This window comes from Salipiger sp. PrR003 (genome assembly GCF_010500785.1).
Taxonomy (GTDB): Bacteria; Pseudomonadota; Alphaproteobacteria; order Rhodobacterales; family Rhodobacteraceae; genus Salipiger; species Salipiger pacificus_A.
Map to the genome: position 1 here is coordinate 13,844 of NZ_JAAGOV010000041.1, position 13,267 is coordinate 27,110.

Consider the following 13,267-nt stretch of genomic DNA (forward strand, 5'->3'; position numbering starts at 1 on the left):
GTCTGAGCCATGTGGAAACGCTTTTCCTCCAATATCGGGGCAATGGTCGGCGTGGTGCTGCTGCTGGCGGTGATCGGGATCGCCATCTTCGCGCCGCTGATCTTTGCGCACACGCCGTGGCAGATGGTGCAGCGTCCGTTCCTGACGCCCTTTACCATGGACGGGCTGCCGCTGGGCACCGACACGCTCGGCCGTGACGTCGCCTCGCAGCTGGCCTACGGCGCGCGGGTGTCGCTGTTGGTCGGGCTCGTCTCGACTTTGGTGGCGCTGCTGATCGGCGTGCCGCTGGGGGCGCTCGCGGGGTTTTACGGCAACTGGGTGGACGAAGGGGCGATGCGCTTCACCGAGTTCTTCCAGACCATCCCCAACTTCGCGCTGGCCATCGTGCTGGTGGCGATCTTCGAGCCGACGCTGGCCTCGATCACCATCGCCATCGCCATCGTCTCTTGGCCGCCGGTGGCGCGGCTGGTACGGGCCGAGGTCATGTCGGTGCGCAAGCGCGAGTTCGTCGATGCCGCACGGCTTGCGGGCCTGTCGCGGCCGCGCATCCTGCTGACGCAGGTGCTGCCCAACACCGTCTCGCCGATCATCGTCATGGCCTCGCTAATGGTCGCCACGGCGATCCTGCTGGAAAGCTCGCTGTCGTTCCTCGGCCTTGGCGATCCCAACGCGATGAGCTGGGGCTACATGATCGGCGCGGCGCGCACGGTGATCCGCAGCGCCTGGTGGCTGAGCTTCTTCCCGGGCATCGCCATCGTGATCACGGTGCTGGCGCTGAACCTCATCGGCGAGGGGCTGAACGACGCCCTAAACCCCCATCTCAGCCGGAAGGGCAAGGCATGAGCACTCTGTCCATCGAGCATCTCAGCATCGGATTGCCGCAGGGGGCCGATCGCGCCTTCGCTGTCGAGGACATGTCGATGAGCATCGAGAAAGGCGAGATCCATTGCGTGGTCGGCGAAAGTGGCTCGGGAAAGTCGATGACCGCGAATGCGCTGATGGGGCTGCTGCCGCCGGGCGTGAGCGTGAAAGCCGGCCGCGCCATGTTCGAAGCGCGCGACATCCTGCGCCTGCCCGAGCCCGAGAAGCAGGCGCTGCGCGGGGCGCGCATCGCGATGATCTTTCAGGAGCCGATGACCGCGCTCAATCCGCTGATGCGCATCGGCGAGCAGATCGCCGAGGTCTTCGCCGCCCATGACCGCTTTTCCCAGCAGGAGCGGCGCGAGAAGGCGCTGAACCTCATTCGCGAGGTTGGCCTGCCGGATCCCGAGAAGATCATCCGCGCCTATCCCTTCCAGCTCTCCGGCGGGCAGCGTCAGCGGGCAATGATCGCCATGGCGCTGGCGCTGGAGCCGAAGCTGCTGATTGCCGACGAGCCGACGACGGCGCTCGACGTGACGACGCAGGCGCAGATCCTGAAGCTGATCCTCGACCTGCGCGACAAGCGCGGAATGGCGGTGATGTTCATCACCCACGACTTCGGCGTGGTGGCAGAGATCGCCGATCAGGTGATCGTCATGCGCGAGGGCAGGGTGGTTGAGCGCGGCAGCGCGGCCTCGGTGCTCACCGACCCGCAGCACGAGTACACCCGCCGCCTGCTCGATGCGATCCCCACCGGGAAGCTGCCGCCCGCCCGTGCGCCACGCGAGGTGCCGGCGCTGGAGATCAAGGGGCTGCGCAAGGTCTACCGTACTGGCGGCGGCATGTTCCGCCCGGTGCGCGAGGTGCGCGCGGTGGATGACGTCTCGCTCACCGTCGGGCGCGGCGAGGTGCTGGGACTGGTGGGCGAGAGCGGCTCGGGCAAGTCGACGCTGGGCCGCACCGCGGTGCGGTTGGTGACGCCCGACGGCGGGCAGGTTCTGGTCGGCGGCACCGATCTGGCGGCGCTCTCCGAGGAAGAGCTGCGCAAGCAGCGCCACAAGGTGCAGATGGTGTTCCAGGACCCCTATGCCTCGCTCAACCCGCGCCAGCGCATCATGGGCGCACTCACCGACGGGCCGATCACCAAGGGCGTGCCGAAAGCGCAAGCGCGGGCCCGCGCGCGGGAACTTCTAGAGATTGTCGGTCTCGGCGCCGATGCCGCCAGCCGCTTCCCACATGAATTCTCCGGCGGCCAGCGCCAACGTATCGGCATCGCCCGCGCGCTCGCCATGGATCCCGAGCTGATCATCGCGGACGAAGCGGTTTCGGCGTTGGACGTCTCCATTCAGGCGCAGGTTCTGGACCTTCTGCGCGATCTGCGCGAGCGTTTCGAGTTGTCGATCCTCTTCATCACCCACGATCTGCGGGTGGCGGCGCAGCTCTGCGACAGGATCGCCGTGATGCAGAAGGGTAAACTCGTGGAGATCGGAACCGTGCACGACATTTTCCTGAACCCGCAACAGGACTACACGCGGCAGCTCCTGGCCGCCGTTCCGGGCGCAGATTGGGCAAAGGCAGGCGCCGCATGAGGGGCGTCATCACGACGACCGGCGGTGTCGATCTCTGGCCGCACTTCAGCGGGGTCTTCGCCGAGGATGCGCCCGAGCTGACCGTCTTGCAGCGCGAGGATGTCTCAGATCCGGCACAGGTGGATTTCGTCTTCACCTTCATCCCGCCCGACGATCTCTTCGAGGGAATGACGGGGCTCAAGGCGATCTTCTCGGCAGGCGCCGGGACCGATGCGATCATGGCCTGCCCGTCGCGTCCCGCGCATGTGCCGGTCTACCGCGTCGAGGATGCGGACCAGGCGCTGCAGATGGCGGGTTTTGCGGCCTTCCACGTGCTCTGGCATCACCGCGACATGGGCCGCTACGTCGCCCAGCAGGCGCGCGGCGCGTGGGCGCGCAGGGTCATCGGGCTCTCGCCGGCCTACCGCCGCGTGGGGGTTCTGGGGTTCGGTCACATGGGCCGCGCGATCGCCAAGGGCTTGGTTGGGCTCGGGTATCCGGTGGCGGGTTATTCGCGCCGCGCGCCTGAACCGGCAGAGCCGGGCGTGGAGCACTTTCACGGAGAGGGGCTCGACGCGTTTCTTGCCCGGAGCGACATCTTGGTGAACGTGCTGCCCCTCACCGATGCCACGCGCGGGCTGATCGACGCGGGCTTCCTGTCGAAGCTGCCGCAGGGCGCGGCGCTGGTGCAGATGGGGCGCGGCGGGCAGGTCGTGGAGGACGACCTGATTGCCCAGCTCGACAGGGGGCACCTGTCGGGGGCCTCGATGGATGTCTTCGACACCGAGCCGCTGCCGCAGGGCCACCCGCTCTGGACGCATCCGAAGGTGCTCGTCACCCCGCATGTCGCCAGCATCCCCGAACGCCGCTTCGTCGTGCGGGCGATCCGCGAACGACTGTCCTCTCTCTGACTTCGGACCCCGCATCATGACAGACCTCAACGATCTCACCGCCCGCGCGCTGGCCGCCCGCGTTCGTGCCGGTTCGCTCAAGGCCGCAGAGGTGACCCGCGCCACGCTCGACCGGGTGGCGCGGCTGAACCCCGCGATCAATGCCATCGTGCAGGACACCGGCGAGGAGGCAATGCGCGACGCCGAGGCGCTTGATGCCCGCATCGCGGCGGGCGAGGACGGCGGCGCGCTGGCCGGCGTGCCGGTGACGGTCAAGGTGATCGCCGACCAGAAGGGCTATGCCACGACCAACGGCACGACGCTCGCCAAGGATCTCATTGCCACCGAGGACAGCCCCTTCCTGCGCAACATGCGCGCGCAGGGGGCCATCGTCGTCGGGCGGACAAATTGCCCGGCCTTCTCCTACCGCTGGTTCAGCTCCAACAAGTTGCACGGCACCACCAGCAACCCGCACAACTCCGCTCTGACCCCCGGCGGCTCGTCGGGCGGAGCAGGGGCGGCGACGGCGGCGGGGCTGGGGCATATCGCCCATGGCACCGACATCGCCGGCTCGATCCGCTACCCGGCCTATGCTTGCGGCGTGCAGGGTCTGCGCCCGACGCCGGGAAGGGTGCCGGCTTTCAACCACTCCGGGCCGGACCGCGCCATCGGCCCGCAGCTCATGGCGGTGGCCGGCCCGCTGGCGCGCCGGGTCGACGACCTGCGGCTGGGGCTCGAGGGCATGTCGGGCTATGCGCCCGACGATCCCTGGAGCGCGCCGGTGCCGCTCACCGGCCCTGCCGTCGCGTCGCGTGTCGCGCTGATGAAGCGCCCGGGCGGCATCGACACCGACCCGCGCATCCTTGCCGACCTCGATCGCGCCGCTGAGATCCTGCGCAAGGCGGGCTGGCACGTCGAGGAGCCGACGCAGGTGCCCGACATCCGCGAAGCGGTCGAGCTGCAAATCGACCTTTGGCTCTCGGACGCGCACTCCGAAAAGCTGGCGGCGGCGAAGCTCGAGGGTGATCCGGGTGCCATCGCGCTGCTGAGCTTCTACGAGGAGCGGGCGCAGGGGATCGATCTCGCGAAGTTCAGCGCGCTGTTCAGCCGCCGCGCGCGGCTGATCCGTGCGTGGCGAGCCTTCCTTGTCGATTACCCCTTGGTGCTGATGCCGGTCTCGGCCGAACTGCCCTTTGCCCAAGACGAAGACCTCAATGGTCCTGAGGCCATTGCGCGCCTCTGGGAAGCTCAGGTGCCTCAGATCGGAATCCCGCTGCTCGGCCTCCCGGCGCTGTCGGTTTGCTCCGGACTTGAGACAGGCGTGCCCTCGGGTGTGCAACTGGTTGCACCGCCCTGGCGCGAAGACCTGTGTCTGGAAGCCGGCGAAGTGCTAGAACGCGCCTTCGGACTGCATCCGCCAGCCTGAGCGGCGTCGGTTTCGGCGCTGGTGGCCCTGCGATGAAAAGCTGGCCTTTGGCTGAGGGCGCGAGAGCACCTTCGATCCGCTAGATCGTGTTGAAGAAAGGCAGACACATTGCGGCGCGCGCGCAGTTCGAGCTGGTCTCTGCGATGGAGACCAGCTTGGCGCGAGAGCTGATTTCGGACAATGAGGGGGCGGCAGCAGCCCGTTTCAACATCTCTCGTGATACGGTCGACACAACCTTGGACGTCTCGGTGCCACCTGGCTACCGGCGAACGGCGCCGATCAAGCGGCCGACGCTGGATGGCGACAAGACGGTGCAGCGCTGCTTGAGGACGCATCTCCCGAAGCAATAGCCGACCAGCAGCATGCGGATCATTAGCTCCGGGTCGATCGAAGGTCGGGCACTGGAACTGTAGACCGGGGCCAGCTACTGCCGAATATCGTCGAGCGAGACGATCCGGTCGATGGAGCGCAATAGGTGATCAGCTGGGATGTGGGTCTCAAGCGAGAGATTGTGGAACAGGTCGCCCCGCGCCGCCGATCTCTTGCCCATCATCGAACGGGCCCTCCTGGACATGCAGGAAGTGAGGTTGCCCACAGCCCGCCAAGCAAGCCGCCTTATTCCAAAAAATCTCGACCTTCCTGCCGTTCATTGCCCCTGCGTCACACCGTGGGAGGGGCGCAGAATTGAGCCCGTTTACCTGGCCTTTTAGAGCCTCCTCCGACAATTGCACCAGGTTCGGCGAGCGCAGCTCTGCTCCAAAAGGCGCGGATGCAAGTCGCACCTTCGCACGCATGAATTGTGTGTTAACCTAGCGTCAAATTGATTCAATGATTGTAGAGGGAAGTCGATGACCCGGCTATTTCACGTCAAGCGTGCGCTTCGAGGAGGCGCTGTCCTCCTGTTCATCACGTCGGCCTCAACGGCCAGCGCGCAAGACGCGCCGCGGGACGGCTCGGTCCTGCCGCTGCCGCCGGCCCCTTTCGAAGGGGTCATCACGGAAACCTTCGAGGGCTCGACCCAGGACTATCCCCAACCTGTAACGCCGCCCGAAGGCGCGCCCAACGTCGTTGTCGTTCTCATCGACGACCTCGGGTTTGGCCAGCCCGGCACATTCGGGGGGCCGGTTCCGACCCCGGCGATGGATGCCCTCGCAGAAGACGGCCTGCGTTTCACGCGGTTCCACACCACCGCGATCTGTTCGCCGACACGGGCGGCCCTGCTGACCGGGCGCAACCACCATCAAAGCGGCTTTGGCACGATCACCGAGCTGTCCACCGGCTATCCCGGCTACGACAGCATCTGGCCGCGCTCGACAGCGACCATCGCAGAGATCCTCAAGGATCATGGCTACTCGACCGCCGCCTTCGGCAAATGGCACAACACGCCGGATTGGGAAACCTCTCCGTTGGGGCCGTTCGATCACTGGCCGACCGGGCTCGGATTTGAATACTGGTAAGGCTTCCAGGGCGGCGAGACGAGCCAATGGGACCCTCAGCTCTTCCGGAACACGATCCCGGTGGAGCCGGAGACCACCCCGGAGGAAGGCTACAACCTCAACGTCGACCTGGTGGACGATGCGGTCGCTTGGCTCGATCGCCAGCAATCCGTCGCGCCTGACAAGCCCTATTTCATCTATTTCGCTCCGGGCGCGGTGCATGCCCCGCTGCACGTCAGCGAAGAATGGATCGACAAGTTCTCGGGCCAGTTCGATCAGGGCTGGGACAAGGTCCGCGAAGAGACGCTCGCCCGGCAGAAAGACATCGGCGTTGTCCCCGAAAACACCGACCTCACGCCGCGGCCGGAGGAAATCGAGGCCTGGGACTCTCTCGACGCCGATGCCCAGCGGCTCTTCAGCAGACACCAAGAGGTGTTTGCCGGGTTCCTGGCGCAGACAGACCATGAAATCGGCCGCCTGATCGATAAGGTCCACGCCTTGCCCGAGGCCGATAATACGCTGATCATCCTTGTGGCAGGCGACAATGGGCCAAGCGCCGAGGGCAGCGTCACCGGGACGCTGAACAACATGATGACCCAGAACGGCGTTCCCGACACGGTCGAGGCGCAGCTGCCCGTGATAGACGAGATCGGCGGGCCGCTGCATGAAAACCACTACCCTGTCGGTTGGGCCTGGGCCGGCTCTTCGCCGTTCCAGTGGATGAAGCGCGTGCCGTCGCATTTTGGCGGAACCCGCAACGGCATGGTCGTCAGCTGGCCCGCGCAGATCACCGACACCGGTGGCATCCGGACGCAGTTCCATCACGTCGTGGACATCGCCCCGACGATCCTCGAAGCGGTGGGCATTCCGGAACCTAAGGTGGTTAATGGGGTCGAACAGATCCCCATGGCAGGCGTGAGCATGGAGTACAGCTTTGCCGATGCCGAAGCTGCTGGGACACGGCACACGCAGTATTTCGAGACCGGAGGGCATCGCGCGCTCTACCATGACGGCTGGGTTGCGGCGTCTTTTCACGGCGCGCCTTGGGTGCTGACCGGCTCGGTGGGTTTCGACGACAGCACCTGGGAGCTCTACAACATCGAGGAAGACTTCTCGCAGGCACATGACGTCGCCGCAGAGAACCCCGAGAAGCTCGCCGAGCTTCAGGCGATGTTCGACGAAGAAGCCCAAAAGTTCCAGGTCTACCCGCTTGACGACCGCTTCGCCGAGCGTGCCAGGAACCCCGAACGCCCGTCCGTGACCCGTGGTCGCGACGTCTTCACCTATGCGCCGGGCACGGTTCGCATACCCGAAGGCAGCGCGGCTCCGACCTATCAGCGCTCTCATACGATCACCGCCGAGATCGAGGTGCCCGAGGAAGGCGCAAGTGGCGTGATGATCGCGAACGGTGGGTCGTCGGCGGGATACACGCTGTATCTCGAGGACGGGGTGCCGGTCTACGAGTTCAACTTTTTCGGCAAGGAGGTCTACCGGGTCGCAGGAGAGGCAGCGCTGGAGCCGGGCGAACACACCGTGACGATGGTCTACGAACAGCTTCCTTTCGAGGCCGGGAAGGAGGTCACGGGCGGCACTGCGACGCTGCTTGTGGATGGTGCCGAGGTCGCAAGCGGAGATGTCGAGAAGACCGTTCCGGCCCGCTATTCCGCAACCGAGACGCTGGACATCGGAATGGACCTCGGATCGACGGTCACTCCGAACTATCGGGAGGAGGCGCCCTTTGCGTTCACCGGCACGATCAAGCAGGTGACCGTGGAATTGCAGTAGCGTCACATCCGGGCCGCGGCGGTCAGGGCAACCGCCCTGCCGCGGCCCCGGTTATCATTTGGCTGTGCCGAAAGGCCTAGTTCCCTCGCCACAATAAATCATCGGAGGACAGCGCTCGCGGCGACGACAAGTTCGGGCTCGAAGTCGGTCTCCTGCGCGCCGCCCAAGGTACGAGGCGCGGACAAGCTCGGTGGGTCGCATCTCCGCAAGTCGCAACTCGGGCCAACGGATGCAGCCGTTGAGGCTCTTGCTGGCCGGACCGCAGATCGCGGAGTGGCGAGCGGCCGGACTGTCCGCGGTCCGGTCCTTGAAGCTTCGATTGTCGCTGTGCCCAGCATGAATGTGCGAGGTCTTGGCTGCGGCGCCCCGTAAATTTCTACTTCTTTGCGGCAGCGGCTTCGCTGCAAACGCGCGCCGCGAGAAATTGGCGCTGCAACTAGGCTCGGACGGGCCGATCGCTACGCTCTGCCGGGACGCTGGTTGTGAACCGGCATGCAAAATTGGCTCTGGCTCACTTTTGATGCGCGCCGATCACGGAGGCACCTACTTCTTCTGACGTAATATCAGAAGGATGTGCAGGATGCGGCGTTAGGATTTAAGAGGTTTGGTCCCGGCTGGTCTTGTGGTTGATGACATCAGGACCGACGATGGCACGATACGTGACATCCTAACAAACGTCCCGGGTCGCAACCCGCCGGTGCGCGCCTTCGGCACATTCACCCAGAACCTGCAGGCCTTGGCCGAATGGTTTGCGGACCGAGGTACAACCGGCGTGGCGATGGGGGCGACAGGCGTCTGCTGGATCTCGGCGTTCGAATTCCTCAAGGCCCGAGGCTTCAAGGGGAGCCAGGTGAACGCCCGCTATGCCAAGAACGTGCCGGGCCGGAAGTCGCACGCAGGCGATGCGAGCTGGCTGCGCCAGCTTCAGTCCTACGGACTGCTACGAGGCAGCGTCCGCCCTGATGCGGAGGTCCCGACGCTGCGCGCCGACATGCGGCAGCGGGAGCGGCTGACAGAGTATGCAATGGCCCATATCCAACATATGCAGAAGGCGCTGATGAACCTGCAACTGCATCACGTCGTCTCCGACATCACCGCGCGACAGGCATGAAGATCATCCGTGCGATTGTCTCGGGAGAACGTGACCCCGATCGCCCGGCCGGCGACCGAGACGTGCGATGCAAGTCCTCGCCGGAGCCGATCCGTGCCGCGCTCATCGGCAATGACCGGGCGGAGCACGTCTTCGCCCTGGCGCAGCCCCTCGAGACTTCTACAAAGGCAAGATCGAGGGGTGCGACTGCAGGCTGGAACCCGCTGCCGAAGCCCGCTATCGGAGGCCGGCAGCTCAACGCAGCGGCCTTCGATGTCCGAGCGGCCCTCCACTACGTGTTGGGACCCGCCCTGAGGCCGATCCATGGCCTCGGCCCTTCGTTGGCCCTGAAGCTGGTGGCCGAGTGCGGCGCCGACCTGCGTACTTAGCGCGCGCGGCTCATGACGCTGCCCTTATACGGCCCGCGCTGCGCAATCGGCACCCCGATCTAGGCGGCGGTCGAGAACCGCTCCCGGTACTCGCGCGGGGTCAGAGAGAACTTGCGGTTGAACACCTTGCGCATCTGGTCATCCGAGGAAAAGCCGACCCGGTGCGCGATGGTCTTCACCGGCAGTCCCGTCTCGAGCAGCAGGGTCGTGGCGCGCTCGCAGCGGGCGTTCATCACGTAATCCGAGGGGTTCTGCCCGACGTCCTTGGTGAACTGGCGCACGAAGTTGCGCTCGCTCATCCCCGCGCGACGCGCCAGATCGCCGGTCTGCAGCTTGCGCTCGAGGTTGGCGTGGATCCAGGTCCTGATGTCGGCGATGCCCGAGCGGACCTGGGTCTGGCCGGTCAGCACCGCGCTAAACTGCGACTGGCCGCCGGGGCGCTTGAGATAGATCACCATGTCGCGCGCCACCGACAGCGCGAGATCGCGGCCGAAATCCTGTTCGACGAAGGCCAGCGCGAGGTCGATGGCGGCGGTAACGCCCGCCGAGGTATAGAGGTTGTCCTCGCGCAGGAAGATCGCGTCGGCCTCGACCCGCACGTCGGGGTAGTCCTGCTGCAGCCTTGCGGCGACGCTCCAGTGCGTTGTGGCGCGGCGCCCGTCCAGAAGCCCGGCCTCTGCAAGAAAGAAAGTGCCAGTGCAGAGCGAGGCGAAGCGCGTGGCGCGCGCGGCATTGCGGCGGCACCAGTCGACGATTTGCGGGTTGCCGCGCAGCGCCTCCTCGATCTCCAGCGCCCCGGCGATCATCACGGTGTCCTCCGGGATGCAGCCCTCGAGTGCGCGCTGCGCGGTCAGCGTCAGGAAACTCTCGGACTGCACCGGACCCGAGGTCGGAGCGACCAGTTCGACGTCGTAGCGCGCCGGGTGCGCGGCTGTCGCGAGATATCGGTTGGCGGCAGTGAAAACGTTCACCGGCCCGACCGCCTCCATGCATTTGAAGCCGGGGTAGATTACGATGTGCACCTTGCGCGACGTGATGATCGCGGTTTCCGGTGCGCTGGGGCAGCGGTCAGGCATGCGGGGCTCCGTTCGTGACACCGGTGGTTTGCGCGATCTGGGGGTGAGTTGTCCGGAAAAGTCCGAACATCCGGATTGCTCCGGGGCGGGAGATATAGGACTTCTGTCGCATCGGAAAGGTGAGGCGCCCCCGAGCGCATCGCCGTTCTCGCTGTTTTTCATATCCCCGGATGCGGTCCCTCCGTACAGGGCGGCCGCGCACCGATCCCTTGGACACTCCAGAAGGAACATCGACATGCGAACCCGTGCAGCCGTGGCTCTCGAGGCCGGAAAACCACTCGAAATCATGGACGTGGAACTCGACGGGCCAAAGGCCGGCGAGGTGCTTGTCGAGATCAAGGCCACCGGCCTTTGCCACACCGACGAGTTCACCCGCTCGGGCGCCGATCCGGAGGGGCTGTTTCCCTCGATCCTCGGCCACGAGGGCGCGGGCGTCGTGCTCGAGGTGGGCGAGGGGGTCACCACGCTGAAGCCCGGCGATCACGTCATCCCGCTCTACACGCCCGAGTGCCGCGAGTGCCCGTCGTGCCTGTCGGGCAAGACCAACCTCTGCACCGCGATCCGGAACACCCAAGGCCAGGGGCTGATGCCCGACGGCACCACGCGCTTCAAGATGCTCGATGGCACGCCGATCTACCACTACATGGGCTGCTCGACCTTCGCCAACCACACGGTGATGCCCGAGATCGCGCTCGCCAAAGTGCGCGACGACGCGCCCTTCGACAAGATCTGCTACATCGGCTGCGGCGTCACCACCGGCATCGGCGCGGTGATCAATACCGCGGGGGTCGAGATCGGTTCGACCGCGGCGGTCTTCGGGCTGGGCGGCATCGGGCTCAACGTGATCCAGGGCCTGCGCATGGCCGGGGCCGACATGATCATCGGCGTCGATCTCAACGACTCCAAGGCCGAGATGGCCAAGAAGTTCGGCATGACGCATTTCGTCAACCCGTCGAAGATCGAGGGCTCGGTCACCCAGGAGATCGTCAACCTCACCAAGCGCGGCGCCGACCAGATCGGCGGCGTGGACTACTCCTTCGACGCCACCGGCAACGTCAAGGTGATGCGCGATGCGCTGGAATGCTCGCACCGCGGCTGGGGCGTGTCGGTGATCATCGGCGTGGCGCCGGCGGGGGCCGAGATCTCGACCCGGCCGTTCCAGCTGGTGACGGGCCGGGTGTGGAAGGGCACCGCCTTCGGCGGCGCCAAGGGCCGCACCGACGTGCCGAAGTTCGTCGATTGGTACATGGACGGCAAGATCGAGATCGACCCGATGATCACCCACAAGCTGACCCTCGACGAGATCAACCACGGCTTCGATCTTATGCACGAGGGCAAGTCGATCCGCGCGGTGGTGGAGTTCTGATCCATCCGGGCAACCGGCACGAAATTTCTCTCGGCGGGCGCTTGGCTTGCCGGGAGTCCCGCGCCACCCTATAGCTTCGAGGAACCGGAAGGGGACGGCGGACATGGGCCTGCGCGACAAGCTGAGGGAACTCTACGAGGGCGACGGCGATGAGGCGCATCGCTTCCGCTACGCGCTGCTCGGCTTCGACATATTCACCGTTCTCTTCGTCATCGCCACCTCCTTCACCTCGCATGGCCGCGTGGTTGAGATCATCGACGTCGCCTTCGGCTTGGTGATCCTCGCGGATTTCCTCGCCCGGCTCTGGATCGCGCCCAAGAAAACCGGCTTCCTGCTCAGTCCGACCACCGTGGCCGACCTGGTCTCGATGATCTCCTTTCTTGCGCCGCTCGCGGGCGAGGGGCTGGGCTTCCTGCGGGTGCTGCGGACGCTGCGGCTCTTGCACACCTACCAGCTCAGCAAGCGCCTGCGCGAAGACTTCCGGTTCTTCCGCCAGAACGAGGATGTGCTCATCGCGGTGGTGAACCTGATGGTCTTCCTCTTCGTGATGACAGGGCTTGTCTACGCCACGCAGTACCGGACCAACCCGGACATCGACAACTACGCGGACGCGCTCTATTTCACTGTCACCACGCTCACCACCACCGGCTATGGCGACATCACGCTCGACGGGTCCTGGGGGCGTATCATCTCGGTGCTGGTGATGATCTGCGGCGTGACCCTTTTCCTGCGCCTTGCTCAGGTGCTGTTCCGGCCGATCAAGGTGAAGAAGACCTGCGACACCTGCGGGCTTCGCCTGCATGACGCCGACGCCATACATTGCAAACACTGCGGCGAAATCATCCGCATCGAGACCGAGGGACAGAGTTGATGAGCGAGACGCTGGAGCTGCGCGCCTATGCCCCCGCCGACGCCGAGGCGGTCTGGCAGATGCTGGAGCCGGTGTTCCGCGCCGGCGACACCTACGCCATCGACGCCGACATCTCGCGCGAGGCGGCGATCGCCTATTGGACGGGCCCGGAACGCCGCGTCTTCGTCATGAGTGACGGCGCGCGCCTGCTCGGCACCTATTACATCGTCCGCAACCAGAAGGGCGGGGGCTCGCACGTCTGCAACTGCGGCTATATCACTGCGGCCGAGGCCCGCGGGCGCGGCGTGGCGCGGCGGATGCTGGCGCATTCGCTGGAGATCGCACCGAGCCTCGGGTTCCGCGCCATGCAATTCAACTTTGTGGTTTCGACCAACACCCGCGCGATCGACACCTGGCTGCGCGCCGGCTTCGAGATCGTCGGTCGCCTTCCCGGCGCCTTCCATCACCCGACACAGGGCGACGTTGACGCGCTGGTCCTTTACAAGACACTTGCGGGCAGCTGAAGCTGA

Annotated in this window: 10 protein-coding genes and 2 pseudogenes; 10 read left to right on the plus strand and 2 right to left on the minus strand. The window is 65.6% G+C overall.

Annotation, left to right across the window (positions count from 1 at the left end; translation table 11 throughout):
* The first annotated feature begins 9 nt into the window (after positions 1–9).
* The 4 genes from G0D83_RS13795 to G0D83_RS13810 are packed head-to-tail and all read left to right on the plus strand — an operon-like array spanning position 10 to position 4,745.
* Positions 10–843 carry an ABC transporter permease gene (locus G0D83_RS13795; RefSeq protein WP_164195000.1) on the plus strand — a complete coding sequence of 278 codons (834 nt, stop codon included), beginning with the start codon at positions 10–12 and terminating at the stop codon, positions 841–843.
* Positions 840–2,450: an ABC transporter ATP-binding protein gene (locus G0D83_RS13800; protein WP_164195002.1), complete on the plus strand. Its 1,611-nt coding sequence runs from the start codon at positions 840–842 to the stop codon at positions 2,448–2,450. Before G0D83_RS13795 ends, G0D83_RS13800 begins: the two co-directional genes overlap by 4 nt.
* Positions 2,447–3,340, plus strand: coding sequence for a glyoxylate/hydroxypyruvate reductase A (locus G0D83_RS13805; protein WP_164195004.1), 894 nt, complete (start codon positions 2,447–2,449; stop codon positions 3,338–3,340). Before G0D83_RS13800 ends, G0D83_RS13805 begins: the two co-directional genes overlap by 4 nt.
* A 16-nt stretch (positions 3,341–3,356) precedes the next feature.
* Positions 3,357–4,745, plus strand: a complete 1,389-nt coding sequence (locus G0D83_RS13810) for an amidase family protein (protein ID WP_203595085.1) — start codon at positions 3,357–3,359, stop codon at positions 4,743–4,745.
* A 337-nt stretch (positions 4,746–5,082) separates the two neighbouring features.
* On the opposite strand, the pseudogene G0D83_RS32215 reads toward G0D83_RS13810, so the two are convergent.
* Positions 5,083–5,298: pseudogene (locus tag G0D83_RS32215) on the minus strand (IS5/IS1182 family transposase); the annotation flags it as partial.
* A 295-nt stretch (positions 5,299–5,593) separates the two neighbouring features.
* Here G0D83_RS32215 and G0D83_RS13820 point away from each other — a divergent pair.
* The 3 genes and pseudogenes from G0D83_RS13820 to G0D83_RS32225 all read left to right on the plus strand — a co-directional run bounded on the left by G0D83_RS13820 (position 5,594) and on the right by G0D83_RS32225 (position 9,445).
* A pseudogene (locus G0D83_RS13820) lies at positions 5,594–7,966 on the plus strand (arylsulfatase).
* A gap of 622 nt (positions 7,967–8,588) precedes the next feature.
* Positions 8,589–9,077, plus strand: coding sequence for a transposase (locus tag G0D83_RS32220; RefSeq protein WP_370457238.1), 489 nt, complete (start codon positions 8,589–8,591; stop codon positions 9,075–9,077).
* Complete coding sequence (locus tag G0D83_RS32225; protein ID WP_235958082.1) at positions 9,074–9,445, plus strand: hypothetical protein; 372 nt, start codon at positions 9,074–9,076, stop codon at positions 9,443–9,445. The genes G0D83_RS32220 and G0D83_RS32225 overlap by 4 nt, the downstream gene beginning before the upstream one ends.
* 59 nt (positions 9,446–9,504) lie before the next feature.
* On the opposite strand, the gene G0D83_RS13830 is transcribed toward G0D83_RS32225, so the two are convergent.
* A complete protein-coding gene (locus G0D83_RS13830; protein WP_164195007.1) occupies positions 9,505–10,521 on the minus strand; it encodes a GlxA family transcriptional regulator in 1,017 nt (338 codons plus the stop codon).
* A gap of 235 nt (positions 10,522–10,756) precedes the next feature.
* Here G0D83_RS13830 and G0D83_RS13835 point away from each other — a divergent pair, with 235 nt between their 5' ends.
* The 3 genes from G0D83_RS13835 (at position 10,757) to G0D83_RS13845 (ending at position 13,261) form a co-directional block, all read left to right on the plus strand.
* The gene (locus tag G0D83_RS13835) at positions 10,757–11,887 is read left to right on the plus strand and encodes an S-(hydroxymethyl)glutathione dehydrogenase/class III alcohol dehydrogenase (protein ID WP_164195009.1); all 1,131 of its coding nucleotides are present in this window, start codon (positions 10,757–10,759) and stop codon (positions 11,885–11,887) included.
* Positions 11,888–11,990: 103 nt separating this feature from the next.
* Positions 11,991–12,758 (plus strand): potassium channel family protein, encoded by a 768-nt coding sequence (locus G0D83_RS13840; RefSeq protein ID WP_164195011.1) that lies wholly within the window; start codon positions 11,991–11,993, stop codon positions 12,756–12,758.
* Entirely contained in the window at positions 12,758–13,261 is a 504-nt protein-coding gene (locus G0D83_RS13845; protein WP_235940116.1) for a GNAT family N-acetyltransferase, read from the plus strand. Before G0D83_RS13840 ends, G0D83_RS13845 begins: the two co-directional genes overlap by 1 nt.
* The last annotated feature ends 6 nt before the right edge of the window (positions 13,262–13,267 follow it).